Here is a 25,203-nt window from a genome sequence, read left to right as displayed (position 1 = left end):
GGAGCTGGAGGAGAATAGTGGGTCGTACCGTTGCCCGGCAGGTCACCATCCTCGTCGTCCTGGCGGCGGCGGCATTCGCCTTTCTCGCGGCCTTCGCCACCCGGCACGGCTTCTTCGACCTCAAGGTCTATTACGGCGCGACCAACTATTGGGCCCACGGCCATGGCGAGATCTACGACTACCTGAAGCCGCTGAGCAAGTACGGCTACACGTACCCGCCGTTCGCCGCCCTGACCATGCTGCCCATGGCGATCCTGCCCTGGACCGTCACGATCATCGTCAGCGTGGCCGCCACCGTGCTGGTCACCCTGCTGATCATCTACTGGTTCCTCCGGCCGGTGATCGCCCGGTTCAACTGGACGCCCTGGTTCACCCTCGCCGTGGCGGCGATCCTGGCCGCCGTGTTCGAGCCGTTGCGCGAGACGGTGAACTTCGGCCAGGTCAACATGCTGCTGGTGTTCCTCGTGGTGGCCGACCTCATCCTGCTGGTGTATGACCGGCCGTCGGCCGCGCCGAACAGCCCGGCCCGCCGCTGGGGCGGGGTGGGCATCGGCCTGGCCACCGCGATCAAGCTCACCCCCGGCGTGTTCATCCTGTACCTGTTGCTCGCCCGCAAGTGGCGGGCGGCGGTGGTCTCGATCGCCACCACCGGGGCGGCCACGCTCGTCGCCGCCATCGTGGCCCCGCACGCCTCCCTGATCTTCTGGAGCAGCGCGGTCTTCGACACCGACCGGGTCGGTTCGCTGTCATACATCTCCAACCAGTCGCTGGAGGGCGTCGCTGCCCGGATCAATCCGGATCAGCCCAGCAACGTCGTCTGGGGCTTGATGATCATCGCTGTCCTGGTCGTGTGGGTGTGGCAGCTGCGGCGTTCGCTGCGACTCGGCGACGAGTTGGCCGGCCTGGCGTTGACCGGGGTGCTGGGCTGCCTGGTCAGCCCGGTGACCTGGGTGCACCACCTGGTCTGGCTGCTGCCGGCCATGCTGCTGCTGACCGCGCGGGGGCTGACGGCCACCGGCCGCCGCCGGACCCGCCTGCTGCTCCTCGATCTCGGGCTGTACGTGCTGCTGTCCAGCAAGCTGGTCTGGCGCTTCGACAACCACTTCACCGGCTGGGGCGCGATCCTGAGTGACAGCTACGTGATCGCCAGCGTCGTGCTGCTGGTCTGCCTGCCGTTGTCGGCCGCCGGCCGCCCGGCGGCATCAGGCGACGCCGGGCCGGCGCCGAGCGAGCCGGCCTCGAGCCGCCCGTCCTCGGACGCGCTGGCCCCGGGGCACCTCACCTCGGACGCTCTCGCCTCGGATGATCTGGCCCAGGAAGACCTGGCTCCGGACCGGCTGGCATCGGGCGGGTCGCGGTCAGCCCGCGCCGTTGGTGTAGCGGACCTCGGCCAGTTCGACCGCGCTGCCGTCGACGCGCCGGACCGGGTAGCCGGCGGTGGCGCCGTCGGGCCGGAAGCCGAGCCGCGCGTAGAACCCGCGGGCGGAGTCGTTCGCTTCCAGCACCCATAGCCGCACCTCGTCCCAGCCCCGCTCGGACAGCCGCTTGAGGGCGGCGGTCATCAGCGTGCGGCCGGCCCCGGTGCGCCAGGCCGCCGGGTCGACGTAGATGCCGATGATCTCGCCGACGGTCGAGTCCAGCCTCCTGCCCTCCCGGTACGGGCCGAAGTAGACGTATCCGGCGGTGACCCCGCCGTCGGTGGCGAGCAGCGTCTCGTGTGGGCCCGGCGCGGACAGCCGCCGCCGGTACCTGCTCTCGGCGGTGTGCACGTCCATGGACGTCAGGACATCGTCCGGCACCATGCCCACGTAGGCCCGCTGCCAGCAGGTGACATTGATCCGCGCTATGTCGAGCGCGTCTCGCGGCATCGCCGGCCGCACCGTCAGCATGTCGGGGAGGATAGCTGGCCAGCGGCACGGGCGCGGGGGCGAAGCGCCGGGGCGGCCGGCCCGTTTCGCGCCGCCGGTGCCCTGCTCACGGCCGGTGGTCGGGACCGCCGAGGAGGGCCGGAGTGTCGTACCCGTCGGCTAATCTGCGGGCACGATGAACGATCTCATGCCGCGCCCACGGGCACTCGACTCGCTGTCTCCCGCGCAGGCTCGCCGGATCGCGCTGGCCGCGCAGGGGTTCCTCGACCCCGCGCCCGCCGGTGCGGTCGACCGTCGCCACCTGCGCCGGGTGCTGGGCCGGTTGGGGCTGCTCCAGATGGACTCGGTCAATGTCCTGCAGCGCGCGCACTACCTCCCGCTGTACAGCCGGCTCGGGCCCTACCCGACGCAACTGCTCGACCGGGCCGCCTACCGGGGCGACCGGGAGCTGTTCGAATACTGGGGGCACGAGGCCTCGCTGCTCCCCATCGACCTGCACCCCTTCCTGCGCTGGCGGATGGCCACCGACCACCCCTGGGGCGGGGTGTCGCGGCTGGCGCAGCGCCAGCGCGGCCTGGTCGACTGGGTGCGCAACGAGGTGATCGACAATGGCCCGTTGACCGCTGCTCAGATCGAGGCCGACGTGCCCCGGCGCACCGGCAACTGGGGGTGGAACTGGTCCGAGACCAAGATCGCGCTCGAGTGGCTGTTCTGGCGGGGCGAGGTGCTGGTCGACCGCCGAAACTCTGCCTTCGCCCGGGTTTACGACATCCCGGAGCGGATCCTGCCGGCCTCGGTCCTGAGAGCGCCCACGCCCGAGCCGGCGGAGGCATACCGCGAGCTGGTGCGCCGCTCGGCCCTCTCGCTGGGGGTGGCGGCCGAGCCGGATCTGCGCGACTACTTCCGGTTGCCGGTGCGGCCCACCCGCACGGCCATCGCCGACCTGGTGGAGGCGGGCGAGCTGATCGTCGTCTCGGTGGCCGGCTGGCGAACCCCGGTCTACCTGCACCGCGACGCCCGCCTGCCGCGCTGGGTCCGGGCCAGCACGCTGGTCAGCCCGTTCGATCCGGTGGTGTGGAAGCGGGACCGCGCCCAGCGCTTGTTCGACTTCAGCTACCGCATCGAGATCTACACCCCGGCCGCCCAGCGGGTCTATGGCTACTACGTGCTGCCGTTCCTGCTTGGCGACCGGCTGGTGGCGCGGGTCGACCTCAAGGCCGACCGGGCGGCCTCGGTGCTGCGGGTGCCTGCCGCGTGGGCCGAGCCGAAGGCGCCCCCGGAGACCGCGGCGGCGCTCGCCGCCGAGCTGCACCGGCTCGCCGGCTGGCTTGGCCTGGCCGAGGTGGCCGCGCCGGAGCGCGGCGACCTGGCCGGGTCGCTCTGGGCCGAACTCGACGCGCAGCCGGAGGGCGGGGCCGGTGTAGTTTGATGCTTGGCGGCAATGCGAATCGGGTGAGCGGAGCGAGGCGGACGCATGAGCGACGTGGCGGCGCAGCCGGCGATGGTTCCCAGCCATGATCATGACCACCAGCACCCCCAGATGTACGTGCTGGCCCCGACGGTGCCCTCCGACCCGTTCAGCCGGCTGCTGATCCGGTTCTGGTCACGGGTCCCGATCTGGGCCACCCCGGTGACGATGCTGGTCTGCTTCCTCGGCGGGGTGGGCTACGTGCTGGCCACCAACCCGACCGACGCCAACGCGATGTCGAGCCCCACCTGCCTGATCCGGCTCACCACCGGCTTCGACTGCCCGGGCTGCGGTGGCACCCGCGCCTTCTGGTACCTGCTGCACGGCAACATTCCGGCCGCCGCCCGGTCGCACCTGCTGGCGGTGTTCGCCGCGCCGTTCCTGGTCTACGCGTACATCGTCTGGGTCGCCGACACGGCGTTCAAGCGGAAGCTGCCTCCGCTGCGCGTGTCCCCGAAGGCGCTGGCCATTTTCCTGGGGGCCTGGGGCGTGTTCACCGTGCTGCGCAACCTGCCCTGGGCCCCGTTCAACTGGTTCTTCGTCTGAACCGTGCCCGGTGCGGACCGCCCTCAGCTTCGGGCGTAGCCGGTCGGGCGGCGGCCGAGGCTGTCCGGCCCGCGCAGCGCGGCGGCAACTGCCCTGACCAGCCACGCGTTGACCGAGATGCCCTCGCCCGACGCGGCACGCTCCGCCTGGTCCTTGAGCGGCTCGGGTAGGCGCAGTGTGATCCGCGACACGTGACCGCTCTCGGGCGCCGGAGCCGCCGGCGGCTCTCGCTCCTCGACCAAGGCCAGCTCCGTGATCACGAGCTCGGGGTCCCGGCCCCGCAGGCGCACCTCCACGGTGGCCGAGCCGAACTGGGCGGTGATCTCGGCGGCCGCGTCCGCGAGCAGCTCCAGCATGGTGAGCCGGGCCGAGGCGTCCAGTGCTCCGGCGAGCAGTTCGGCGGCGCCGCGAACCTCCGGCCCGCCCGGGGCGGCGCTGGCGATGAGATCCCGGCGTAGCGAGTCGATGTGCGGCCCGAGGTTCATGACGTCACTATGACGTCATAGGTGGCGTCAGTCAACCGTCACCCGATGCGGGTACCTTGACCGGCCGGCGTACCACGAGCCGCACTCACCCGGTCGACCGTTACGCTCGGGTGAAGTCCAGAAAATCGGGAAGAGCCGACCGGAGAGGAGCCGCCCGTGGCCGAGATCGAGGAGCCCCGGGTGAAGCTCATCGCCTGGACGCACTTCCAGCCGCCGGAGGACGTGCCGTGGTCCACCGACGCGGAGGGGGGCCAGGCGCTGGCCGAGTTCGCCGGCCGGGCCTGCTACCAGTCCTGGAGCAAGCCGAACCCGGCTACCGCGACCAACGCCGGCTACCTGGCGCACCTCCTCGAGGTCGGGCACCTGTCCGTGCTCGAGCACGGCACCGTCACCTTCTACTTCACCGGGGTGTCCCGGTCCTTCACCCACGAGCTGATCCGCCACCGGCACTTCTCGTACAGCCAGCTGTCCCAGCGCTACGTGCCGGAACGGGACGCCGCCATGGTGGAGCCGGAGGCCATCGCCGAGGATCCGGAGCTGCACAAGACGTTCATGGAGGCCACCCAGACGGCCGTCCGGGCGTACACGGAGCTGCTGGAGGGCCTGGAGAAGCGGTTCGCCGACGTGCCCAACGCCACGCTGCGCCGCAAACAGGCCAGGCAGGCGGCGCGGGCAATCCTGCCCAACGCCACCGAGACCCGGATAGTGGTCACCGGCAACTACCGGGCCTGGCGGCACTTCATCGCGATGCGGGCGTCCGAGCACGCGGACGTGGAGATCCGCGAGCTGGCCGTGGAGTGCCTGCGGCAGCTCCAGGAGGTGGCGCCCAACGTATTCGCCGACTTCACCATCTCGGCGCTGGACGACGGCACCGAGATCGCGGCCAGTCCTTACGCCTGGGAGTGCTGACCGGCGGAGGCACGCGGCCGGCCACAGTCAGCATCCACCAAGTCGTTCCGGTCAGTTAGGTTAAGAACATGAGTAGTACGGGTACCGAACCGAACCGGCCATTCGGCCGGCTGCTGACCGCCATGGTCACCCCGCTCCGTCCGGACGGCTCGCTGGATCTCGACGGCGCCGGCCGGCTTGCCACCTATCTGGTGGATGAGCAGGGCAACGACGGGCTCGTGATCAGCGGCACCACCGGCGAGGCGCCGACCACCAGCGACGGGGAGAAGGAAGCTCTGCTGCGCGCGGTGGTCGAGGCGGTGGGCGACCGGGCGAAGGTAGTGGCCGGCGTCGGAACCAACGACACCCACCACTCCGTGGAGCTGACCCGGGCGGCCGAGAAGGCCGGCGCGCACGGCGTGCTCCTGGTCACCCCGTACTACAACAAGCCGCCGCAGTCCGGCCTGGTCGCGCACTTCACCGCGGTGGCCGACGCCTCCGAGCTGCCGGTGATGCTCTACGACATCCCGCATCGCACGGGCACCGCGATCGCCACCGACACGCTGGTGAGGCTCGCCGAGCACGAGCGGGTCGTGGCGGTCAAGGACGCCAAGGGCGACCTGACCGCCACCTCCTGGGTGACCAGCCGATGCGACCTCGCCTACTACAGCGGGGACGACGCGGTGACCCTGCCGCTGCTGTCGGTCGGCGGTGTCGGGCTGGTCGGCACGTCCACGCACCTGACCGGCGCGCGGGCCAAGCGCATGATCCTGGCTCACGAGGCGGGCGACGTCGCCGGGGCGCTGGCCCTGCACCGCGAGCTGTTGCCCCTGTTCACCGGCATCTTCCGGAGCCAGGGGGTGGTTCTGGTGAAGGCGGCGCTGGCCCTGCTCGATCTGCCCAGCGGGCCGGTCCGGCCACCGATGGTGGACGCCACCGAGGCCGAGATCGACGCCCTGCGCGCGGACTGCGCGCAGGCCGGGATAGTCCTGCCGGGCACGGTCTCGCGGGCGGACGCGGAGCAGTCGGCATGGTGAGCGAGTCGTCCGAACCCGAGGTCACCGCTCCTGGCCCGCTGGCCGCGGGGGCGCTCCGGGTGATCCCGCTGGGCGGCCTCGGCGCGATCGGCCGCAACATGACCGTGTTCGAATTCGACGGCCGGCTCCTGATCGTCGACTGCGGGGTGCTGTTCCCCGACGTCGACCAGCCCGGGGTCGACCTCATCCTGCCGGACTTCTCGGCCATCCTGGACCGGCTCGACGACGTGCAGGCCATCGTGCTCACCCACGGCCACGAGGACCACATCGGCGCGGTGCCCTACCTGCTCGCCCACAAGGCCGACATCCCGCTGGTCGGCTCCCAGTTCACCCTGGCGCTGGTCGAGGCGAAGCTGGCCGAGCGGCGCATCGAGCCGTACACGCTGACCGTCCACGAGGGGCAGACCGAGCTGCTCGGCCCGTTCCAGTGCGAGTTCTTCGCGGTGAACCACTCGATCCCGGACGCGCTGGCGGTAGCCATCCGCACCTCGGCCGGAGTGGTGCTGCACACCGGCGACTTCAAGATGGACCAGCTGCCGCTGGACGGCCGCCTCACCGACGTGCCCGGCTTCGCCCGGCTCGGTGCCGACGGCGTGGACCTGCTGCTGGCCGACTCCACCAACGCCGAGGTGCCGGGCTTCGTCGCGCCGGAGCGCGAGATCGGCCCGGTGCTGGACGGCATCTTCCGGGCCGCCCGGGGCCGGATCATCGTGGCCTCGTTCGCGTCGCACGTGCACCGGGTGCAGCAGGTGCTCGACTCTGCCGCCGCGCACGGCCGCAAGGTGGCCTTCATCGGTCGCTCCATGGTGCGCAACATGGGCATCGCCCGCGACCTCGGCCTGCTGCGCATCCCCGGCGGGCTGGTGGTCGGGCTCGACGAGGCGACCACGCTGCCGCCCGAGCAGATAGTGCTGATGTCCACCGGGTCGCAGGGCGAACCGATGAGCGCGTTGGGCCGGATGGCGACCGGCGATCACCGGCACATCGTGATCGCGCCCGGCGACACCGTGGTGCTCGCCTCCTCCCTGGTGCCGGGCAACGAGACGGCGGTCTACCGGGTCATCAACCAGCTGTCCCGGGCGGGCGCGTTCGTGGTGCACAAGGACGTGGCCAAGGTGCACGTATCCGGCCACTCGCCGGCCGGCGAGCTGCTGTACCTGCTCAACGTCGTCAAGCCGAGCAACTTCCTGCCCGTACACGGGGAGTGGCGGCACCTGCGCGCGCACGCGCGGCTCGCGGTCGAGTCCGGGGTGGCCCCGGAGCGGGTGGTGCTCTGCGAGGACGGCGACGTGGTCGACCTGGTCGACGGGCAGGCCCGCCTGGTCGGGCACGTCAAGAGCCGGTACGTGTACGTGGACGGCCTGGCGGTCGGCGACGTGGGCGAGTCGCTGCTCACCGAGCGGCGCATCCTGGGCGATGGTGGCTTCATCGCGGCGACCGTGGTGGTCGACTCGGTGACCGGCAAGGTGGTCGGCGGCCCGACTGTCTCGGCGAAGGGCTTCTCCGACGATCCTGCGGTGTTCGAGGGGATGCTTCCGCTGGTGACCGAGGCGCTGGACCGGGCCGCGACCGACGGCATCACCGACCCGCACCAGCTCCAGCAGATCGTGCGGCGCACGGTCGGCAGGTGGGTCAACGACACGTACCGGCGCCGGCCGCTGATCTTCCCGAACGTGGTCGAGGTCTGACGGCTCGACCCGCCACCTCCGATCAGGCCGAGCGCAGCGCGGCCAGGCCGGCCACCACGATCAGGGCCAGGAGCGCCAGCAGGAAGGCGACGCCGAGCTGACCGACCCGCGGGCCGGCTGCGGCGTCGCCCGGCTCGGGCCGCGGATCCGCCGGCAGGTCGGTGGTCACCTCGGCCAGCTCGCCGTGTGTGCGCGCGGCGAGCACGCGGTCCACCCGCTCGGCGTACTCGTCGAGATCCAGCCGCCCTGCCGCCGTGTGCCGCTCCAGCGCGCGCACCACCCGCTGTCGGTCCTCGTCCGACGCCCGCTGCCGCGAGGTGTCCATGGCCGCCAGCCTAGGCGTTGGGGCAGCGTGGTGGTGCGCACGAAGGTACCGTGACGCCACTCAATGTTTCGATGGGGGTGGTAGAACATGACGGGTCCTTCACCTGGTGGCGGGTCTCTCGTCATCGAACGCATTCTTCGCGACCGCGACGGCATCTGGCGCCAGATCGTCGAGGAGCGCGGCCTGCGCGAGCTGATCGTGCGGATGCTCGTCAGCGCCGGGGTCAGCCTGGCGCTCTACGGTGCCGTGCTCGGCGCCTCGCTCGGCTGGCAGCAGGCCCTGTCCTCGCTGGTCAAGCTCCCGCTGCTGTTCCTCATCACGCTGTGCATCTGCCTGCCCACGCTGTACCTGTTCAACCTGGTGTTCGGCGCGCGGCTGTCGGTGGTCCAGGCGGTGGCGCTCATCATGGTGTCGGTGACCGTTACTTCGGTGCTCACCCTCGCGTTCGCACCGATCAGCCTGTTCTTCCTGGTCACCGCGCACGGCTACGCGTTCTTCAAGCTGCTCAACGTCGCGATCCTGATGCTCACCGCCATCGTCGGACTGCGCTTCCTGGTGCAGGGCATGCGTGCGCTCAACGAGCAGCAGGGACTGGCCGCATCCCCGGCCGTCGCGCCGGTACCGCTGCCGGCGCCCGTGCCGGCACAGGTCGGCGCGAACGGTCGGGACGCGGGCGGTGCCGGGGGCGTCGCGGCCGGCGGCCTTCCCAGCGGCGCCGAGGCCGGGAACGACGCACTCGCCGCGGCCCAGGCGACCTCGGGCGCGCCGGTCCCGTTGGTGGCCAAGGCGCCGCAACCGATGGTGCCGCCGGCCGGGCACGGGCCGATCCCGCCTCACCCGATGGCGCAGCCGTCCGGATACGGACCGTTTCCGTCGCCACAGCACCGGCAGCCGCCGGCGAATCCGCAGCCGCAACAGGCGAGCATGGGCCTGCTGTACATCTGGATCCTGCTGTTCGGCTTCGTGGGCACCCAGCTCGGCTGGACGCTGCGGCCGTTCTTCGGCGACCCGGGCCAGCCGTTCTCCCTGTTCCGCCACCTCAACGGCACCTTCTACGCGGACATCGTGCACACCATCGGCCAACTGTTCGGCGCCGGCTGATCGCTGCCGCCCCTCAGGGCCGGCCGCCCGTGCGCCCACCCCCCGCCCAGGCGGCCGGCGAGCCTGGTACCGATACGGGCATGCCCCCGTTACCGTGGCAGCATGGCGGGCCGCACCTCTCAGGCGAGCCGCCGTCGCGGCACCGCGGCACGCGGGCGGGCCGGGCGCGGCGGGTACGCGAACAACCGCGGAGGCGGACCCCTCGACGTTCTCGGCAGGCTGTTCGTTCTGCTCTGGATGGGCATCGCGCACGGCGTCGGCTGGATCGTCCGCGCCGTCGGGCGCCGGGCGGCGGACGCCCGCGAGCTCGACCAGGAGCACCGCCGGGACGGGGCTGGCCTGCTGGTGCTGGCGCTGGCCCTGCTGCTGGCCGCCGCCGTGTGGTTCCGGGCCGGCGGACCGTTCGGCGTCTACGTCGCGCTGCTGACCCGGCTGGTCATCGGCAACATCGCGGTGACCCTGCCGGTGCTGCTGGTGGTCCGTGCGGTGCGACTGATGCGCACCCCGAACGAGGAGACGCGCGCCGGCCGCGGCGTGGTCGGCTGGACCGCGCTGTTCGTCGGCACCACCGGACTGTTCCACCTCGGCGCCGGCCACCCGGACGACCTGCACGGCATCGAGCACGCGGGAGGCTTCGTCGGGCGGGCCGCCGGCGGACTGCTGGCCCAGGCGGTGACCGCGTGGGTGGCGACGCCGCTGCTGGCGATGCTGTCCGCGTTCGGGCTGCTCGTGGTCACCGCCACGCCGATCAACCGGGTTCCCCAGCGGCTCGCCCAGCTACGCGACCTGGCGCTGGGCCGCACCGGCGAGGCCGAGGCCGACGAGGACGAGGAGTATCTGGAGGACGAGGAGGAGTTCGAACCGGAGCCGCCGCCGGTGACCCGTCGCCGCCCGTCCCGGCGCCGGCAGGCCACGTTCGTGGAGGAGACCCCGGACGAGCCGCACGACACCGAGGCCGAAACGATCGAGGAGGCCCCGCCACCCCGCCGGCGGAAAGCGCCCCGCCGGCTGGAGCCGGAGGCGCCGGAGCACTCGCCGCTGCCCACCCGGGCCGAACAGCTGGCGCTCACCGACGCCGGCTACAAGCTGCCGCCGCCGCAGCTGCTCGTCGTGGGTGAGACGCCGAAGTCGCGCAGCAAGGCCAACGACGAGATGATCAACGCGCTGCAGGGAGTCTTCGAGCAGTTCGACGTGGACGCCGCGGTCACCGGCTTCACCCGGGGGCCGACCGTCACGCGGTACGAGGTCGAGCTCGGGCCCGGCGTGAAGGTCGAGCGGATCACCCAGCTGTCGCGCAACGTCGCCTACGCCGTCAAATCTCCGGACGTGCGCATCATCAGCCCGATCCCGGGCAAGAGCGCGGTCGGCGTGGAGATTCCCAACGTCGACCGGGAGAACGTGTCCCTCGGCGACGTGCTGCGCTCCCGCGCCGCGACCGGCGACCACCACCCGCTGCTGGTCGCGCTCGGCAAGGACATCGAGGGCGGCTACGTGGTGGCCAACCTGGCCAAGATGCCGCACATCCTGATCGCCGGGGCCACCGGCGCCGGCAAGAGTTCGATGCTGAATTCGCTGCTGGTCTCGCTGCTGACCCGGGCCACGCCGGACGAGGTGCGGCTGCTGCTCGTCGACCCGAAGCGGGTGGAGCTGACCTCGTACGAGGGGATTCCGCACCTCGTCACGCCGATCGTGACCAATCCGAAGAAGGCCGCCGACGCGCTGGACTGGGTAGTGCGCGAGATGGACATGCGCTACGACGACCTGGCGGCCAGCGGAGTGCGGCACATCGACGACTACAACAAGAAGGTGCGGGCCGGCCAGATCAAGCCGCCACCGGGCAGCGAGCGGGTGATCCGCCCGTACCCGTACCTGCTGGTCGTGGTCGACGAGCTGGCCGACCTCATGATGGTGGCGCCGCGTGACGTCGAGGACGCGGTGGTCCGGATCACGCAGCTCGCCCGGGCGGCGGGCATCCACCTGGTACTGGCGACCCAGCGCCCCTCGGTGGACGTGGTGACCGGCCTCATCAAGGCCAACGTGCCCTCCCGGCTCGCGTTCGCCACCAGCTCGCTGGCGGACTCCCGGGTCATCCTCGACCAGCCCGGCGCCGAGAAGCTGATCGGCCGGGGCGACGGACTCTTCCTGCCGATGGGCGCGTCCAAGCCGATCCGGATCCAGGGCGCCTGGGTGAACGAGTCCGAGATCCACGACGTGGTGAAGTTCTGCAAGGACCAGCGGGAGCCGGAGTTCCGGCCGGACGTGCTGACGCCCGTGCAGGAGAAGAAGAAGGTCGACGAGGACATCGGCGACGACCTCGACCTGCTGGTGCAGGCGATCGAGCTGGTGGTGACCAGCCAGTTCGGCTCCACCTCGATGCTGCAGCGCAAGCTGCGCGTCGGCTTCGCCAAGGCCGGTCGGCTGATGGACTTGATGGAGACCCGGAGCATCGTCGGCCCGTCCGAGGGTTCCAAGGCCCGGGAGGTGCTCATCAAGCCCGACGAGCTGGACGGCGTGATGGCGGAGTTGCGGGGCTCCTCGGCCGAGTGAGGCTCTCCGGCGAGCGCGTGCGCGCCCGATGGGTAGTCTCGCGGGATGGTGGAGGCCGAGCGCGCGACCGAGCCGGCGGTACGGGTCAGCACGCTCGAGTTGTTCTTAGATCTCGTCTTCGTGTTCACGATCACCCAGCTGACCAGCGTTGTCGACGAGGACGTGACCGTCCTCGCGGTGCTGCGCGTGATGCTGCTGCTCGGGGTGATCTGGTGGATGTACGGCGGCTACGCCTGGCTCACCAACGCCGTCGCGCCGGTCAGCTCGTACCGGCGCGGCATGATGATCATCGGGATGGCGGGCTTCCTCGTCATGGCGCTGGCCATCCCGGACGCGTTCGGCGGCACCGGCTGGGCGTTCGGGGTCGGGTACTTCGCGGTCAATCTCGTCCATAGCGGACTGTTCCGGTACTCCGCCGGCCGGGGCGCGGCGCGGGCCGCGGCGGCCCTCTTCCCGCTGAACCTGACCAGCGCGGGCCTGGTGCTGGCCGGCGGGTTCCTGCCGGTTGCGTGGCGGTCCGTGGCCTGGGGCGCGGCGCTCGCGGTGCAGATCGCGTCGCCGTACCTGCACCCCATCGGCGGGTTCACGATCTCCGCGGCGCACTTCGTCGAGCGGCACGGCCTGGTGGTCATCATCGCGCTGGGCGAGTCGGTGGTGGCGATCGGCGTCGGCGCTCGGGGCACGTCGCTGGGCTGGCGGCTGATCCTGGCCGCGGTGCTCGGACTGGTCCTGGCCTACAACCTCTGGTGGGCCTACTTCGGCGGGGACGACGAGCGCGCGGAGCACGCGATGGACCGGATCGAGGACGCCACGCGGCGTGCCCGTACCGCGCTGCGCGCCTACGGGTACGCGCACTACCCGATTCTGCTGGGCATCGTGCTGGTGGCCGCCGGCGTCAAGAACGTGATCGGACACACATTCCGGCCGATGAGCACCCCGGGTGCCCTGGCGCTGGGCGGCGGGATCGCGGTGTTCCTGGCCGGGGATCTGATCTTCCGGCGGATCATGCGGATCGGCCGGCCCTGGTACCGGGTGGCCTGCGCGGTCGGTGCGCTGGTCACCGTGCCGGTGGGCCGGGTGCTGGGCATCTGGCAGCTGGCCGTGATCACCGCCGCGCTGACCGTCCTGCTGGCGGTGGAGGCGCACCGGGCCCGTCCGGCAGGCTGACGGCCGGTCTGGGTCGCCGTGCGGCGTCTGCGTCGGTGTGCGGGGGCCAGACGGGCGGCACCGGACCGGTCGTGCGCAATCACGCCGGGCGGGCCGCGATCCCGTCCGGCCGGCCCGGTAACCTCGGAGGGTGTCCATACCCGCCCCCGAAGGCCGCCGCGTTGCGCTGCTCACCCTCGGCTGCGCCCGTAACGAGGTCGACTCCGAGGAGTTGGCGGCGCGGCTGTCCACCGACGGCTGGCAGGTAACCACCGACGGCTCCGCCGCCGACGTGGTGCTCGTCAACACCTGTGGCTTCGTGGAGAAGGCCAAGCAGGACTCGATCGAGACGCTGCTGGCCGCCGCGGATACCGGCGCGAAGGTGGTGGCCACCGGCTGCATGGCCGAGCGCTACGGGCGTGAGCTGGCCAATAGCCTGCCCGAGGCGGCCGCCGTGCTCGGCTTCGACCACTATCCGGACATCTCGGCCAAGCTCGCCGCGATCGCGGCCGGCGAGACCATCGAGTCGCACGCGCCCCGCGACCGGCGCACGCTGCTGCCGCTGACCCCGGTCGAGCGGCGCGTCTCCGACGTGGTGCTGCCGGGCCACTCGACGGTCGACCGGCACACCCCGGCGCACCTGCGCCCGGTGCTGCGCCAGCGGCTGACCAAGGGGCCGGTCGCCTCGCTCAAGCTGGCTAGCGGCTGCGACCGGCGGTGCGCGTTCTGCGCCATCCCGACCTTCCGCGGCGCGTTCGTCTCCCGCACGCCCGACGAACTGCTCGCCGAGGCCGAGTGGTTGGCCGGCGAGGGCGTCCGCGAGCTGGTGCTGGTCAGCGAGAATTCCACGTCGTACGGCAAGGACCTCGGCGACCCTCGGCTGCTGGAGAAGCTGCTGCCCCAGCTCGCCGGGGTGGCCGGCATCGTGCGGGTCCGGGTGTCCTACCTCCAGCCCGCGGAGACCCGGCCGGGCCTGGTCGAGGCGATCGCCACCACGCCCGGCGTCGCGCCCTACTTCGACCTGTCGTTCCAGCACTCGTCCGAGCCCGTGCTGCGCCGGATGCGCCGGTTCGGCTCGACCGAGCGGTTCCTGGAGCTGCTGGACTCGGTCCGGGCGCTGGCGCCGGAGGCCGGGGCGCGCAGCAACGTGATCGTGGGCTTCCCCGGTGAGTCGCGCGCCGACGTCGCCGAGCTGGAGCGCTTCCTGACCTCGGCTCGGCTCGACGCGATCGGGGTGTTCGACTACAGCGACGAGGAGGGCACCGAGGCCGTCACGCTGCCCGGGAAGGTCTCCCGGGCGACGATCAAGCGCCGGTACGACCGACTGTCCGCGCTGGTCGATGAGCTGTGCGCGCAGCGCGCCGAGGAGCGGATCGGCTCCACCGTCGAGGTGCTGGTCGAGCAGGTCGACGCGGACGAGGTGGAGGGCCGGGCCGCGCACCAGGCACCCGAGATCGACGGAAGCACCACGCTGGTCGGCGACGTCGCGGGGCTGCGCCCGGGCGATCTCGTCACGGCGGTGGTCACCGGCAGCAGCGGCGTCGACCTGGTCGCCAGCCCGATCCCCACCCACCACGACCCCGGCGACGCCGATCGGGCCGGCGGAGAGGTCGGGGACGGCGCCTCGGTGAGCGGCGGCCCGGCGCGGGCCGGCCGGGCGGCGCGGGGATGAGCGAACCGCCGGACCCTGCGGTCGGGGCGGCCCAGCGCCAAGTCTCCATCGCAAATCCGGCAAATGGCTTGACCGCGCTGCGGCTCGTGCTCATTCCGGTCTTCGTCGTGCTGACGGCGAGTTCCGGTCTGGTCCACCCCGGGCTGCGGATGCTGGCCTGCGGCGCGTTCCTGGTGGCCTCGCTGACCGACTTCGTGGACGGCTGGATCGCCCGCACCTGGGATCTGGTCACCTCCTTCGGCAAGGTCGCCGATCCGATCGCGGACAAGCTGCTGACCGGTACGGCCCTGATCCTGTTGTCCTGGTACGACCAGCTGCCCTGGTGGGTGACGGTGGTGATCCTGGCCCGGGAGCTGGGGGTGACCGGGTTGCGGTTCTGGGTCATCCGGCACGGAGTGATCCCGGCCAGCCGGGGCGGCAAGATCAAGACTGCCCTGCAGATCCTCGCCATCGCCTGGTACCTCTGGCCGTTTTCGGCGCAGGTGGAGCGGGTAGGGGCAGCGATCATGGCGGCGGCGGTGGTGGTCACCGTGATCACGGGGTTGGACTACGTGGTACGGGCGGTTCGGCTGCGCCGTGCGGGAAGGGCGTGAGGGTGTTCGAGTTCGACGTCGCCGGCTACCTGAACCGGCTCGGGATAACCGATCCCGGCCGGCCCAGCGCGGAGGGCCTCGCCGCCCTCCAGCGCGCGCACGTCGAGCGGGTGCCGTACGAGAACCTGCACGTCCACCTCGGCGAGATCACCACTATCAACCCGTACGACTCGGCCGCCCGGATCCTGGCCGGCCGGGGCGGGTACTGCTACCACCTCAACGGCGCCTTCTCGCTGCTGCTGTCCGCCCTCGGGTACTCGGTGCGCTGGCACCGGGCCGGCGTGCAGGGCCGCGACGAGCCCGGGCCGGTCGGCGCGAACGGCAACCATCTCGGGCTCACCGTGCATGGCCTGCCGGCGCGGGGGAACCCGGACGGCATGTGGCTGGTCGATGTCGGCCTCGGCGACGGGCCATACTCCCCGCTGCCGCTGCGCCCCGGGGAGTATCCCGACGGCCCGCACCGGTACGTGCTCGAGCCCTCGACCGTCGAGCTGCTCGGCTGGCGGATGCGCCACGACCCGGCCGGCTCCTTCGCCGCGCTTGACCTGAGGGCGGACACGGCCGTGCCCAGCGAATTCCAGGCCATGCACGAGTGGCTGTCCACCGCGCCGGAGTCGCCGTACGCGCGGGTGGTCACCGTGCAGCGGCGCCACGGTACCGGCGTGGACATGCTGCGCGGCCGGATCCTGCACCGGCTGCCGGACGGCGGCGTCCGCGAGCTGGCCAGCCGGTCGGAGTGGTACGAGGCGCTGGCCGATGTCTTCGGGCTCACCCCGGACCTCGGCGAGTACGAGCGCGATCAGCTGTGGCGGCGGGTCAGCGCCGCCCACGAGGCGTGGCAGTCGGCATGAGCGAGCGTGAGCGAGCGAATCGGAATTGCGGCGCGACTGTGCCTCATGCTGGACCGCAGCGGAGCGAGGATCCGGCATGAGCGATCTTGCCTCGTCCGGCGGGGCCAGCGGTGTCGCCGGGCCGGTCCCGGTGGCGGAGTCGCCGACCGGCGACCTGCTGGCCGCGCTGCGCGGCCGGGGGCAGACCCTGTCGGTGGCCGAGTCGCTGACTGGGGGCCTGCTGGCCGCGACGATCGTCGACGTCCCCGGTGCCAGCGCCGCGTTCCGGGGCGGCCTGGTGGTCTACGCCACTGACCTGAAGGCGACGCTGGCGGGTGTGGACACGGGGCTGCTCGCCGAGCGGGGGCCGGTCGACCCCGACGTGGCGGTCGCGCTCGCCCGCGGCGTCTGCGAGCGCTGCGGGTCCGACTGGGGCCTGTCCACCACCGGCGTCGCCGGGCCGGGCCCGCAGGACGGGGTACCGGCCGGCACCGTCTACATCGGGCTGCACGGCCCCGGCGGTCGGGATGAGGTGCGCCGCCTCGCCCTGACGGGTGACCGGCCCGGCATCCGGCGTGCCGCCGTCCGGGCCGTGCTGGCCCTGCTCGCCGAGGCGCTGGCGGCCTAGCGGAGGCGCCGGCCTAGCAGAGGCGCCGGTCCAGCGGAGGCGCCTGCGGATATCGTCGGTCACTCGTCCGGTGGTCTCGCCCGGTGGTCTCGACCGGGGCCATCCGCCCGGAGGGCCGGGGGAGGCCGGAGGCGGCCGGGCGGTCCGGACGCGCCAAAACTTTTTCGACGGTTCGGGAAGCTGTGCTCGGGTGCCGGGCGTTATTGCCTGTGCAAGAGTGTCCGGCTCGGCGGGGCAGTGGTGTCGTGGCGCCGGAACCGGGTACCGTGGCGGGAAACCGCGAGGGGGTGCGATGATCCTGTTACGTCGGGTGATCGGCGACGCACTGCGAGCCCGCCGGCAGGCACAGCACCGGACCCTGCGGGAAGTCTCCACCGCCGCCAACGTCAGCCTGGGCTACCTCTCCGAGATCGAGCGCGGCCAGAAGGAGGCCTCCAGCGAGTTGCTGGCGGCGGTCTGCGACGCCCTTGGCGCGCGGCTCTCCGAGCTCCTTCGCGAGGTCAGCTCCACGGTGGCCAGCAGCGAGCGGGGCGAAACCGCCGCGCCGACCCCCGAGCAGCGGGCAGTGGCCTCCGCACCCGAGCGGTCCGCCGAGGTTCCGGAGGGCCAGGCGTCCGAGCCGGTGGCCCTGGTCGGGGCCTCCGAAGGTCGTCAGGGGTCCGACTCGGCCGCACTCGCGTCGGCGTCCGCCGCGCGTCCAGGGCACGCCGCCGCCGAGGCGAGCGTCGCGACCACGGTCGACGGCCACATGGCCGTGATGATCCGGCGGGATACTCCGCTGTCCACCACGCTGCGCGCCCGGACCATCCGGCGCGACGTGTTGTCCGGCGTCTGATCGGCGCCGTCTCCTCCGAGGGTCCGCCCAGGCGGCGTGGGGCCAGCGTCCCACGCCTTTCCGGCGGCGAACCGATCAAGGATCACCGGGGTGGCGGCCCGAAATTGTCTGACCGATTGAGCGCCGAGGCTTGATCAATATCGGAATTTGATCAAGATGATCGGGTCGGGTTCGCAGCCGGGATCGCCCACGCCGGGTTCGCCGCCCGGATGAGCGAATTCCGCCGTGGCCCTACCCGCGTCCGTTTGGGCGCCAGGCGATCAAGCCGAGGGCGGCCGGAGAAGTGGCCACCTGCCCCGAGCAGCGCGCACACTGGGTATCTGCGCCTGGTCCGGATAAGCGTATTGTCCGGACCAACCTTGAGTTGCCCCGTAGCCGGCGTGACGGGTTCGCATCCTCCTGCGACGATGGGGAAGACGACAGAGGCGACGCACATCACCACGGCCGCAGAGAGGAACCGACAGATATGGCGAATCCGTTCGTCAAGGGCTGGCGCTACTTGATGGCGCTGTTCGGCGCCAAGATCGACGAGTATGCCGATCCCAAGGTGCAGATCCAGCAGGCGATCGAGGACGCACAGCGGCAGCACCAGGCCCTGGTCCAGCAGGCGGCGGCGGTCATCGGAAACCAGCGCCAGCTGGAGATGAAGCTGTCCCGCACCATGGACGAGGTCCAGAAGCTGCAGTCCTCGGCGCGCCAGGCCCTGGTGCTCGCGGACAAGGCCCGTACGACAGGCAACGAGAACGAGGCGGTCAAGTACGAGACCACCGCGCAGACCTTCGCGACCCAGCTGGTCTCCAGCGAGCAGTCGATGGAGGATCTCAAGACCCTGCACGACCAGGCGCTGTCGGCGGCCACCCAGGCCCGCCGTGCGGTGGAGAACAACGCGCAGATCCTCCAGCAGAAGCTGGCCGAGCGCACCCAGCTGATGAGCCAGCTGGAGCAGGCCAAGATGCAGGAGACCGTGGCGAGGTCGCTGGAGTCGATGTCCTCGTTGGCGGCGCCGGGCAACACGCCCTCGCTCGACGAGGTGCGGGACAAGATCGAGCAGCGGTACGCGACCGCGATGGGCCGCGCCGAGCTGGCCTCGAACTCGGTCGAGGGCCGCATGCTGGAGGTGCAGAAGTCCACGCTGGACATGGCGGGCGCCTCCCGGCTGGAGCAGATCCGGGCCAGCATGGCCGGCGAGCAGCTGGCCGGCGCGCCCGCGCAGCCCGCGGTCGAGGCCGCTCCCGCCGGCAACGCGCAGAAGGACGCGAGCGTCGCTCGGCTGGACGAGATCCGCGCCAACATGTCGCGTGACAAGGCGACCGGCGACCAGGCGACCGGCTGAGCCCTGGCACCGTAACGGGGGGAGTGGCGATGGCTGACCAACGGGCACGGTATTTCCGGCAGCTCCGCCGGCTGCGCCGCTCCGCCCGCCGGTGGAGTGTGGTGGCCGGATCGTTCGCCGGAGCGACCGCGATCCTGGTGCCGTACCACGGCGTCGGCTGGCCTGACGCGGTCTGGGCCGCACTGTTCGGTGGCTCGGCCGCGCTGACCTGGTGGCGGTGGAGCGACCTGCGTGAGCTGACCGCCCAGCCGGCCCCCGAGCCGCCGGATCCGATCCGGCCCGGCGAGCGGAGCTGGTCCCGGGTCGAGGCGCTGGTGTCCCGGCTGCCGGCCGGGCGCAGCGCGGTCGCCGAGCTTCAGCGCGTCCGGACGCGAGCACGGCTGCACGGATCCTCGGTGCTGCCGGCGTGGACGCGCCTCGACCGGGCCGCGCACACCTTCGCCGGGCTCGCCCCGCGGCTGGACGGAACGGCGCAGCCGGTGGCACTGGAGGCGAGGTCCGCCGAGCACACCCTGCGCGACCTCGGGGAGCGCACCGCGGCCGTGGAGCGGGCGCTGACCGTGACGTCGGACGACGCCGAACTGGAGCGCGCGCACGCCGACCTGCTCAGGCACTTCACCGAGGGCGTGGACGCCTACGAGAAGCTGGTCGGGGCGGCCGCGGGGTACGTGGCGGCCAACGGCCGGCTGTCGACGGACGGCACCGCGGTCGGCCGCATGCGGGAGGCCACCGACCTGCTGCGCGGGGTCGCGGCCGGCCTGTCCGAGCTGCGTACCCTCGGCTGAGCCGCACCGCCCGCCGCTTCTGGCACGCGGCCGGCCCACCCCGGTACGCGCCATCGGCCGCGGGCCACGGGCGGCGGCCGGGTCAGGCGGGCGCGGGCTGGCAGACCGGGCACCAGAAGGTGATCCGCTCGCCCTGCTCGGCCTCTTCGATGAGGGTTCCGCAGCGCCGGCACGGCTGGGTGCGGCGGTTGTAGACGTAGGTCGTCTGGCCCCTACGCAGCGATCCGGTGGTGCTCTGAGTCCACCGGCCCTGGTTCGCGTGCAGCAGCTTCTTGGCGAGCCCGACGACGGCACCGAGGTTGGCAACCTTCCGCACCGGGGTCCACGGCCAGACGCCCCGCAGGTACAGCACCTCGGACTTGTACAGGTTGCCGATGCCGGCCAGGTTGGACTGGTCCAGCAGCGCCTCGGCGATGCTGGTGTCCGGGTGGGCGGCGAGTCGGCGCACCGCCTCGTCCTCGTCCCAGTCCGGGCCGAGCAGGTCGGGCCCCAGGTGCCCGACCAGGGTCTCCTCCTGCCCGGTCGGGACGAGGGCCAGGTCGTGCAGGTGGTGTCCGACCGCCACGTGGTCGTGGGTGCGCAGTACCACCCGGATCAGGTGTGCCGGATGCGATGCCCACCGGGCACCCGCCTCGTACACCCGCCAGGCACCGTCCATCCGCAGGTGTGAGTGCAGGCTCACCCGGCCCTCGCCGTCCGGTTCGAGCAGGCGCAGCAGCAGGTGCTTGCCGCGGCTGACCGACTCCAGCACCGTGGCGCCGGTCAGGTCGACGGTGGCCAGCCGTGGTACCCGGAAGTCCGAGGCGGTCAGCCGGCAGCCCGCCAGCGCGCGGTGAAGCACGCGCGCGGTGTTCCAGACCGTGTCCCCCTCCGGCATGCCACCATCCTGCCGTATGGCCAGGTCGGTCGAGGCCGACCATCGCGTACCGGCGGGACGGGCCGGCTCGGTCCGGGCCGGCTCGGTACGGGCCGAGCGTCGTTCGACGTCCGGCCGGACCCCCGGGTTAGGATGCCGCCCAATGATCAAGCCGGAGAATCCGCCATCGATGCCGGGCCCGGCCGGTCTGGCGTACCGGCTGCGTGGGCTGCACCCGCTGGATTGGGTCGCGATCGTCCTGTTTGTCGCCGGTGCCGGGTGTGTGGCCAGCGGCCTGCTGCCGCTGTCTGAGACCGACGCCACCCTGCGGCGCATCCTGCCCATCCTGCTGTTCCTGGCCACGGTGATCCCGCTCGCCGAGCTGACCGCAGCGGCCGAGGTGTTCGACGTGATCGCGGCCTGGATCGCGCGCCTGGCCCGGGGCAGCTACCCGCTGCTGTTCCTGCTCTGCGTCGTGCTCGCCTCGTTCACCACCATCACCCTCAACCTGGACACCACGGCGGTGCTGCTGACCCCGGTCATGCTCGCGCTGGCGACGAGGATCGGCGGCAGCCCGCTGCCGCTGGCAATGACCACGGTCTGGCTGGCCAACACCGCCAGCCTCCTGCTGCCCGTGTCCAACCTCACCAACGTCCTGGCGGCCCAGCGGGTCGGGTTGGCGCCGGTGGTGTTCGCGCACCGGATGTTGCTGCCCCAACTGGCCGCGATCCTGGCCACGATGCTGTTCCTCTGGGTCTTCTACTGGCGTCGTGGCGCGCGGGGTGCCGACCGGTACACCCCGCCGCTGCCGCGTCGGCCCCACCGGTCCGGGCTGTTCCTGGTCTGCTGCGGGGCGTGCCTGCTGTTCATCGTGGGCATCCTGCTGGCGGTGCCGCTGGAGGTGGCCAGCGCCGTCGCGGCCGGCATCGCGGTGGTGGGGTTCCTCGTCGCCGACCGGGCGAACCTGCGCTGGGGCCTGATCCCGCTGCGGCTGCTGGTGTTCGTCACCGGGCTGTTCCTGGTCATCCAGACGATCGGACGGCACGGGCTGGACTCACTGCTGCGGACGCTGATCGGTCCCGACGGCGGAGCGGTCGGGCTGTTCCGGGCGGCGGGCGTGGGCGCCGGGCTGTCCAACCTGCTTAACAATCTGCCGGCGTACTTGGCGGGGGAGGCCGTGGTGCCGGTACCCAACCACGACCAGTTGCTGGCGCTGCTCGTCGGTACCAACCTCGGCCCCATCATCACGCCGTGGGCGTCGCTGGCCACCCTGATCTGGTACGAGCGCTGCCGCTCGCAGGGGGTGGCGGTGTCGCTGGGCCGGCTGAGTCGCACGGGGGCCTGCCTTGCGGTGGTCGGGATGGCCGGCGCCCTGGGCGCACTGCTGCTGACCGGATCGGCCTGACCACGGCCGTCCGCGTCGGCGTCGGCCTCGGCGTGCCGGCTGGTTCCGCACGTCCGGCTGGTTCCGCATGTCCGGCTGGTTCCGCACGTCCGGCTGGTTCCGCACGTCCGGCTGCGGTGTGTTGGGCGCCGCTGGCGGCGGGGCGTCGCCTCCTGCTGGCGGGCCGTCGCGTGGCGTTGGCGGGCCATCGCGTGCCGTTAGCGGGATGGCGCTCGGGTGGGGCCCGCGCCGCGTACCGTCGTTCGGATGGAGATTCGCCTGGCGTCGTTCGACGACATTCCCGCGGTCGTCGCGCTGTCCAGCGGCCTGTTCGCCGAGGATGGCGGGCTGCGTGACGCCTACCTCGACGTGGGCTGGCCCGCCCGGGAGGGGCACCGCTACTACCGGGCCGTGCTCACCACCCATGGCGCGGCGTGCTGGATCGCCGTCGAGGACGGGCGGACGATCGGGTACCTGGTCGCGCGGGTGAACGGGCCGTACCCGACCCGGCCGATCAAGGTGGCCGAGCTGGAGAACGTGTTCGTCGAGCCCGACGCGCGCGACAAGGGCGTGGGCACCGGACTGGTGCTGACGTTCGCGCGGTGGGCGGCGAGCCAGGGGGCCCGCCGGATGTCGGTGACCGCATACGCGGCCAACGAGCGCGCCATCGCCTTCTACCGCCGGCACGGCTTCGAGCCGAAGTCGCTGAGCCTCGAGTCCGCGGTCGAGCCCGGCCAGGCGGCCGACCCGGTGGCGCCCTGACGCACGGGTGGCACGCTGACGCACGGGTGGCGCACTAGCGGGTGGCGACCCGCAGCACGTCGCCGGGGGAGACGGTCAGCACGTCCGCGGCCCGTCCCCCATTGATGGCCAGCGCCACCAGGCCGGCCGAGTCCACAAAGACCACCAGCTCGCCGGGCGGCGCATCGCCGAACGTGCCGCCCCTGGCCGCGTGCTGGCCCCCCGCGGTCAGCCGCTCGCCCAGGCCGTCCAGGGCCGCCCCGGCGGCGGCCAGCTGGACGTTGCCGAAGCCGTCCACCGTGAGCACCTCGGCCTCCAGGTACCCGTCGCCGACGCTGACCACCGGGTCGGGCAGCCGCACCAGGGCGGCCGGGTCGAGCCGGGTACCCGCGGACTCGATCGGCGCCCCGCCGGCCAGCCGCGTGGCCACCGGCACGAACACGTCCCGGCCGTGGAAGGTGCGGGAGACCTCCGGCAGGAACCAGCCCGGATCGTCCAGCCACACCGCCAGCCGCACCCCGCCCAGCGCGTCGGCGGCCGCCGGCAGCAGGCCGTTGTCCGGGCCGACCAGGATCCCGTCGCGCGCCTGGACGGCGATGGCCCGGCGGGCGGTACCCACGCCCGGGTCGACCACCGCCACGTGCACGGCCGCCGGCAGGTACGCCACCGTCTGGGCCAGTACGGCCGAGCCCCGGGCCACGTCGCCCGCCGGGATCTGGTGGGTGACGTCGATGACCCGCAGCCAGGGACAGCGCCTGGCCGCCACCCCGTGCAGCGCGGCCACGAATCCGTCGGTGAGCCCGTAGTCGGTGGTCAGCGTCATCCAGTCGTACCGAGGCATGCCTGGAAGATTAGTGCCGGCGGCCGCCCGGGTCAGGAATCCTCGCTCGCCGCCCCGCTCACGAACGCGGCCAGCTGCCGGGACAGGGCCAGCCGGCTCGGCTCGTGCACGTACATCATGTGGCCCGCCTCGAAGTAGCGCAGCTCGATGTTCGCGCGCAGCTGGTCGGGGATGGCCAGGTGCGAGATGGTGTGCTCGGTGGCGTGATAGGCCGTGGCGCCGTCGTGGTACCCGCAGGCGACGTACACGCGCAGGTGCGGGTTGGCCCGCATGGCGGCGGCGAGCTTGTCGGCCACCGTGACGGGCTTACCCTCGAACTCCTTGTACGACCAGGGCTCCACCCGGTTGGTGAGCACCTCGTACGGCAGGTCGTTGGCGTAACCCAGCTCGGCCCGGAGGTAGTGGTTGATCGCGGCGGTGTATGGCCCCACTATCGCGTCGTAGGACGGGTCGGCGGTGAAGCGCTCCTGGCCGTAGTCGGCGTCCCAGCCGAGGAACCGGCCGTCCAGGCGGCCGACGGTGCGCTGGCGGGAGCGGAGCAGTTCGGTGAAGAACCTGACGTGCTCGACCCTCAGGTTGACCCGGTCGAGGTAGCCCGCGTCGAGGCCGGTCAGCCGCGCCAGGGTGGTCAGGACCTCGGCCCGCTCCTGCGGCGCCAGCCGGGAGCCCCGGGCCAGGGCCCACGGGTACTCGCGGCCGGCGAACCGTTCGGCCTCGGCGAGCACGTCCGCCAGCGGGCGCTCGCCGTGCAGCCCGTGGTAGTGCGCGATGGCCGCGTAGGTGGGCAGGTAGAGCGGGTACGAGACGTCCTGGTCCGGGCTGAATTCGAGGGTGCCGAGGTCCAGCACCGAGGAGATGAGCATCAGGCCGTTGAGGTTCATGCCGAAGCGCTCCTGGAGGTGACGGCACAGGGCCGCCGCGCGCAGGGTTCCGTAGGACTCGCCGCACAGGTACTTGGGCGACAGCCAGCGGTTGTTGCGTGAGGTCCACAGCCGGATCACCTCGCCGACCGACTCGATGTCCCCGGTGTAGCCGTGGTAGTCCTTGGGCTTCTCGCCCTGCGCGGCCCGCGAATACCCGGTCGAGACCGGGTCGATGAAGACCAGATCGGAGTGGGCGAGCAGGGTCTCGGCGTTGTCGGTCACGCCGTACGGCGGCGGCAGCAGGGCACCGGCGTCGCCCATCACCACGCGGCGCGGCCCGAGCAGACCGATGTGCAGCCAGACGCTGGCGGAGCCGGGCCCGCCGTTGAAGGCGAACGTCACCGGCCGCTGCCCCGGCTCGACCCCGTCGAGCGTGTATGAGGTCAGGAACACCTCGGCCTTGGCCCTGTGGCCGTTGAAGACGTCGTCCTTGTGCACCTCCTGGCGCACCACTATCCGGCCGGCCGTGGTCGTGTACGCCCGCTCGGCGCCACCGATCCGCAAAGTGTGCCGAGTGGTCACCAGGTCGTCGGCGGGCTCCGGGTGGGGTGGCGTGTCCGCTTCCGGCGCTGGCTGAGGGTGGGACTCCGGATGGTCGTGGACCTCGGACATCTGTACTTCTGCGGCCATGTGCGGACACTATCCGACCCCATCCACCGCGCGGGCTGGCCGTCTTGAGATGT

General features: G+C 72.1%; 23 protein-coding genes and 1 pseudogene. 18 read left to right on the top strand and 6 right to left on the bottom strand.

The features are described 5' to 3' along the window. Nucleotides 1–14: 14 nt before the first annotated feature. Nucleotides 15–1,220, top strand: a pseudogene (locus tag ABEA87_RS08660) (glycosyltransferase 87 family protein); the annotation flags it as partial. 138 nt (nucleotides 1,221–1,358) lie between these two features. On the opposite strand, the gene ABEA87_RS08655 reads toward ABEA87_RS08660, so the two are convergent. Beyond that, complete coding sequence (locus ABEA87_RS08655; protein ID WP_345627719.1) at nucleotides 1,359–1,889, bottom strand: GNAT family N-acetyltransferase; 531 nt, start codon at nucleotides 1,887–1,889, stop codon at nucleotides 1,359–1,361. 154 nt (nucleotides 1,890–2,043) lie between these two features. Here ABEA87_RS08655 and ABEA87_RS08650 point away from each other — a divergent pair, with 154 nt between their 5' ends. Beyond that, nucleotides 2,044–3,297, top strand: a complete 1,254-nt coding sequence (locus ABEA87_RS08650) for a winged helix-turn-helix domain-containing protein (protein ID WP_345627717.1) — start codon at nucleotides 2,044–2,046, stop codon at nucleotides 3,295–3,297. Nucleotides 3,298–3,342: 45 nt separating this feature from the next. After that, nucleotides 3,343–3,882 (top strand): DUF2752 domain-containing protein, encoded by a 540-nt coding sequence (locus ABEA87_RS08645; RefSeq protein WP_345627715.1) that lies wholly within the window; start codon nucleotides 3,343–3,345, stop codon nucleotides 3,880–3,882. A 23-nt stretch (nucleotides 3,883–3,905) separates the two neighbouring features. Here ABEA87_RS08645 and ABEA87_RS08640 read toward each other — a convergent pair whose 3' ends face one another. Then, complete coding sequence (locus ABEA87_RS08640) at nucleotides 3,906–4,367, bottom strand: toxin-antitoxin system HicB family antitoxin (protein ID WP_345627714.1); 462 nt, start codon at nucleotides 4,365–4,367, stop codon at nucleotides 3,906–3,908. Between the two features lie 165 nt (nucleotides 4,368–4,532). Between ABEA87_RS08640 and thyX the strand changes: the two genes are divergently transcribed. The 3 genes from thyX to ABEA87_RS08625 all read left to right on the top strand — a co-directional run bounded on the left by thyX (nucleotide 4,533) and on the right by ABEA87_RS08625 (nucleotide 7,980). Beyond that, on the top strand, nucleotides 4,533–5,276 hold the full coding sequence (thyX, locus tag ABEA87_RS08635) for an FAD-dependent thymidylate synthase (protein ID WP_345628177.1): 744 nt from the start codon (nucleotides 4,533–4,535) through the stop codon (nucleotides 5,274–5,276). A gap of 68 nt (nucleotides 5,277–5,344) precedes the next feature. Next, on the top strand, nucleotides 5,345–6,292 hold the full coding sequence (gene dapA, locus ABEA87_RS08630; protein ID WP_345627712.1) for a 4-hydroxy-tetrahydrodipicolinate synthase: 948 nt from the start codon (nucleotides 5,345–5,347) through the stop codon (nucleotides 6,290–6,292). Then, entirely contained in the window at nucleotides 6,286–7,980 is a 1,695-nt protein-coding gene (locus ABEA87_RS08625; RefSeq protein ID WP_345627710.1) for a ribonuclease J, read from the top strand. Before dapA ends, ABEA87_RS08625 begins: the two co-directional genes overlap by 7 nt. Before the next feature lie 22 nt (nucleotides 7,981–8,002). Here ABEA87_RS08625 and ABEA87_RS08620 read toward each other — a convergent pair whose 3' ends face one another. Beyond that, entirely contained in the window at nucleotides 8,003–8,305 is a 303-nt protein-coding gene (locus ABEA87_RS08620; RefSeq protein WP_345627708.1) for a DUF1707 SHOCT-like domain-containing protein, read from the bottom strand. Nucleotides 8,306–8,392: 87 nt separating this feature from the next. Between ABEA87_RS08620 and ABEA87_RS08615 the strand changes: the two genes are divergently transcribed. The 10 genes from ABEA87_RS08615 to pspM all read left to right on the top strand — a co-directional run bounded on the left by ABEA87_RS08615 (nucleotide 8,393) and on the right by pspM (nucleotide 19,775). Continuing rightward, nucleotides 8,393–9,406, top strand: a complete 1,014-nt coding sequence (locus ABEA87_RS08615; RefSeq protein WP_345627706.1) for a hypothetical protein — start codon at nucleotides 8,393–8,395, stop codon at nucleotides 9,404–9,406. Between the two features lie 102 nt (nucleotides 9,407–9,508). Next, nucleotides 9,509–11,953, top strand: a complete 2,445-nt coding sequence (locus ABEA87_RS08610) for an FtsK/SpoIIIE family DNA translocase (protein ID WP_345627704.1) — start codon at nucleotides 9,509–9,511, stop codon at nucleotides 11,951–11,953. Nucleotides 11,954–11,998: 45 nt separating this feature from the next. Then, nucleotides 11,999–13,120 carry a low temperature requirement protein A gene (locus ABEA87_RS08605; protein ID WP_345627702.1) on the top strand — a complete coding sequence of 374 codons (1,122 nt, stop codon included), beginning with the start codon at nucleotides 11,999–12,001 and terminating at the stop codon, nucleotides 13,118–13,120. Nucleotides 13,121–13,250: 130 nt separating this feature from the next. Beyond that, the gene (gene rimO, locus ABEA87_RS08600) at nucleotides 13,251–14,771 is read left to right on the top strand and encodes a 30S ribosomal protein S12 methylthiotransferase RimO (protein WP_345627701.1); all 1,521 of its coding nucleotides are present in this window, start codon (nucleotides 13,251–13,253) and stop codon (nucleotides 14,769–14,771) included. Next, a complete protein-coding gene (gene pgsA / locus ABEA87_RS08595) occupies nucleotides 14,768–15,364 on the top strand; it encodes a CDP-diacylglycerol--glycerol-3-phosphate 3-phosphatidyltransferase (RefSeq protein WP_345627699.1) in 597 nt (198 codons plus the stop codon). Before rimO ends, pgsA begins: the two co-directional genes overlap by 4 nt. After that, entirely contained in the window at nucleotides 15,361–16,215 is an 855-nt protein-coding gene (locus ABEA87_RS08590; RefSeq protein ID WP_345627698.1) for an arylamine N-acetyltransferase family protein, read from the top strand. Before pgsA ends, ABEA87_RS08590 begins: the two co-directional genes overlap by 4 nt. Nucleotides 16,216–16,291: 76 nt before the next feature. Continuing rightward, nucleotides 16,292–16,822: a CinA family protein gene (locus ABEA87_RS08585; protein WP_345627697.1), complete on the top strand. Its 531-nt coding sequence runs from the start codon at nucleotides 16,292–16,294 to the stop codon at nucleotides 16,820–16,822. 292 nt (nucleotides 16,823–17,114) lie between these two features. Next, complete coding sequence (locus ABEA87_RS08580) at nucleotides 17,115–17,657, top strand: helix-turn-helix domain-containing protein (RefSeq protein ID WP_345627695.1); 543 nt, start codon at nucleotides 17,115–17,117, stop codon at nucleotides 17,655–17,657. A 466-nt stretch (nucleotides 17,658–18,123) separates the two neighbouring features. Next, nucleotides 18,124–18,990 (top strand): PspA/IM30 family protein, encoded by an 867-nt coding sequence (locus ABEA87_RS08575; protein ID WP_345627693.1) that lies wholly within the window; start codon nucleotides 18,124–18,126, stop codon nucleotides 18,988–18,990. Nucleotides 18,991–19,019: 29 nt separating this feature from the next. Continuing rightward, nucleotides 19,020–19,775: a phage shock envelope stress response protein PspM gene (gene pspM / locus ABEA87_RS08570; RefSeq protein ID WP_345627691.1), complete on the top strand. Its 756-nt coding sequence runs from the start codon at nucleotides 19,020–19,022 to the stop codon at nucleotides 19,773–19,775. 82 nt (nucleotides 19,776–19,857) lie between these two features. On the opposite strand, the gene ABEA87_RS08565 is transcribed toward pspM, so the two are convergent. Further along, on the bottom strand, nucleotides 19,858–20,652 hold the full coding sequence (locus ABEA87_RS08565; RefSeq protein WP_345627689.1) for a DNA-formamidopyrimidine glycosylase family protein: 795 nt from the start codon (nucleotides 20,650–20,652) through the stop codon (nucleotides 19,858–19,860). Nucleotides 20,653–20,794: 142 nt separating this feature from the next. On the opposite strand from ABEA87_RS08565, the gene ABEA87_RS08560 reads away from it, so the two are divergent. Continuing rightward, nucleotides 20,795–22,036: an ArsB/NhaD family transporter gene (locus tag ABEA87_RS08560; RefSeq protein ID WP_345627687.1), complete on the top strand. Its 1,242-nt coding sequence runs from the start codon at nucleotides 20,795–20,797 to the stop codon at nucleotides 22,034–22,036. 246 nt (nucleotides 22,037–22,282) lie between these two features. After that, nucleotides 22,283–22,777: a GNAT family N-acetyltransferase gene (locus ABEA87_RS08555; RefSeq protein ID WP_345627685.1), complete on the top strand. Its 495-nt coding sequence runs from the start codon at nucleotides 22,283–22,285 to the stop codon at nucleotides 22,775–22,777. A gap of 34 nt (nucleotides 22,778–22,811) precedes the next feature. Here ABEA87_RS08555 and ABEA87_RS08550 read toward each other — a convergent pair whose 3' ends face one another. Then, nucleotides 22,812–23,597 (bottom strand): SAM hydrolase/SAM-dependent halogenase family protein, encoded by a 786-nt coding sequence (locus tag ABEA87_RS08550; RefSeq protein WP_345627683.1) that lies wholly within the window; start codon nucleotides 23,595–23,597, stop codon nucleotides 22,812–22,814. 32 nt (nucleotides 23,598–23,629) lie between these two features. Next, entirely contained in the window at nucleotides 23,630–25,150 is a 1,521-nt protein-coding gene (locus ABEA87_RS08545; protein WP_345627681.1) for a S10 family peptidase, read from the bottom strand. Between the last annotated feature and the right edge of the window lie 53 nt (nucleotides 25,151–25,203).

The sequence above is a fragment of the Rugosimonospora acidiphila genome (genome assembly GCF_039543385.1).
Lineage (GTDB): Bacteria > Actinomycetota > Actinomycetes > Mycobacteriales > Micromonosporaceae > Rugosimonospora > Rugosimonospora acidiphila.
The sequence above is the reverse complement of the archived record's forward strand: the minus strand, read 5'-3'. Positions and strand labels throughout refer to the sequence as shown.

Coding starts and splice junctions, on each gene's coding strand:
- ABEA87_RS08640 (WP_345627714.1), bottom strand. CDS start 4,367: ATGAACCTCGGGCCGCACATCGACTCGCTACGCCGGGATCTCATCGCC.
- ABEA87_RS08605 (WP_345627702.1), top strand. CDS start 11,999: ATGGTGGAGGCCGAGCGCGCGACCGAGCCGGCGGTACGGGTCAGCACG.
- ABEA87_RS08620 (WP_345627708.1), bottom strand. CDS start 8,305: ATGGACACCTCGCGGCAGCGGGCGTCGGACGAGGACCGACAGCGGGTG.
- ABEA87_RS08655 (WP_345627719.1), bottom strand. CDS start 1,889: ATGCTGACGGTGCGGCCGGCGATGCCGCGAGACGCGCTCGACATAGCG.
- ABEA87_RS08615 (WP_345627706.1), top strand. CDS start 8,393: ATGACGGGTCCTTCACCTGGTGGCGGGTCTCTCGTCATCGAACGCATT.
- ABEA87_RS08645 (WP_345627715.1), top strand. CDS start 3,343: ATGAGCGACGTGGCGGCGCAGCCGGCGATGGTTCCCAGCCATGATCAT.
- pspM (WP_345627691.1), top strand. CDS start 19,020: ATGGCTGACCAACGGGCACGGTATTTCCGGCAGCTCCGCCGGCTGCGC.
- ABEA87_RS08625 (WP_345627710.1), top strand. CDS start 6,286: ATGGTGAGCGAGTCGTCCGAACCCGAGGTCACCGCTCCTGGCCCGCTG.
- ABEA87_RS08545 (WP_345627681.1), bottom strand. CDS start 25,150: ATGGCCGCAGAAGTACAGATGTCCGAGGTCCACGACCATCCGGAGTCC.
- ABEA87_RS08650 (WP_345627717.1), top strand. CDS start 2,044: ATGAACGATCTCATGCCGCGCCCACGGGCACTCGACTCGCTGTCTCCC.
- ABEA87_RS08610 (WP_345627704.1), top strand. CDS start 9,509: ATGGCGGGCCGCACCTCTCAGGCGAGCCGCCGTCGCGGCACCGCGGCA.
- ABEA87_RS08575 (WP_345627693.1), top strand. CDS start 18,124: ATGGCGAATCCGTTCGTCAAGGGCTGGCGCTACTTGATGGCGCTGTTC.
- pgsA (WP_345627699.1), top strand. CDS start 14,768: ATGAGCGAACCGCCGGACCCTGCGGTCGGGGCGGCCCAGCGCCAAGTC.
- ABEA87_RS08585 (WP_345627697.1), top strand. CDS start 16,292: ATGAGCGATCTTGCCTCGTCCGGCGGGGCCAGCGGTGTCGCCGGGCCG.
- ABEA87_RS08555 (WP_345627685.1), top strand. CDS start 22,283: ATGGAGATTCGCCTGGCGTCGTTCGACGACATTCCCGCGGTCGTCGCG.
- ABEA87_RS08580 (WP_345627695.1), top strand. CDS start 17,115: ATGATCCTGTTACGTCGGGTGATCGGCGACGCACTGCGAGCCCGCCGG.
- ABEA87_RS08550 (WP_345627683.1), bottom strand. CDS start 23,597: ATGCCTCGGTACGACTGGATGACGCTGACCACCGACTACGGGCTCACC.
- ABEA87_RS08565 (WP_345627689.1), bottom strand. CDS start 20,652: ATGCCGGAGGGGGACACGGTCTGGAACACCGCGCGCGTGCTTCACCGC.
- dapA (WP_345627712.1), top strand. CDS start 5,345: ATGAGTAGTACGGGTACCGAACCGAACCGGCCATTCGGCCGGCTGCTG.
- ABEA87_RS08560 (WP_345627687.1), top strand. CDS start 20,795: ATGATCAAGCCGGAGAATCCGCCATCGATGCCGGGCCCGGCCGGTCTG.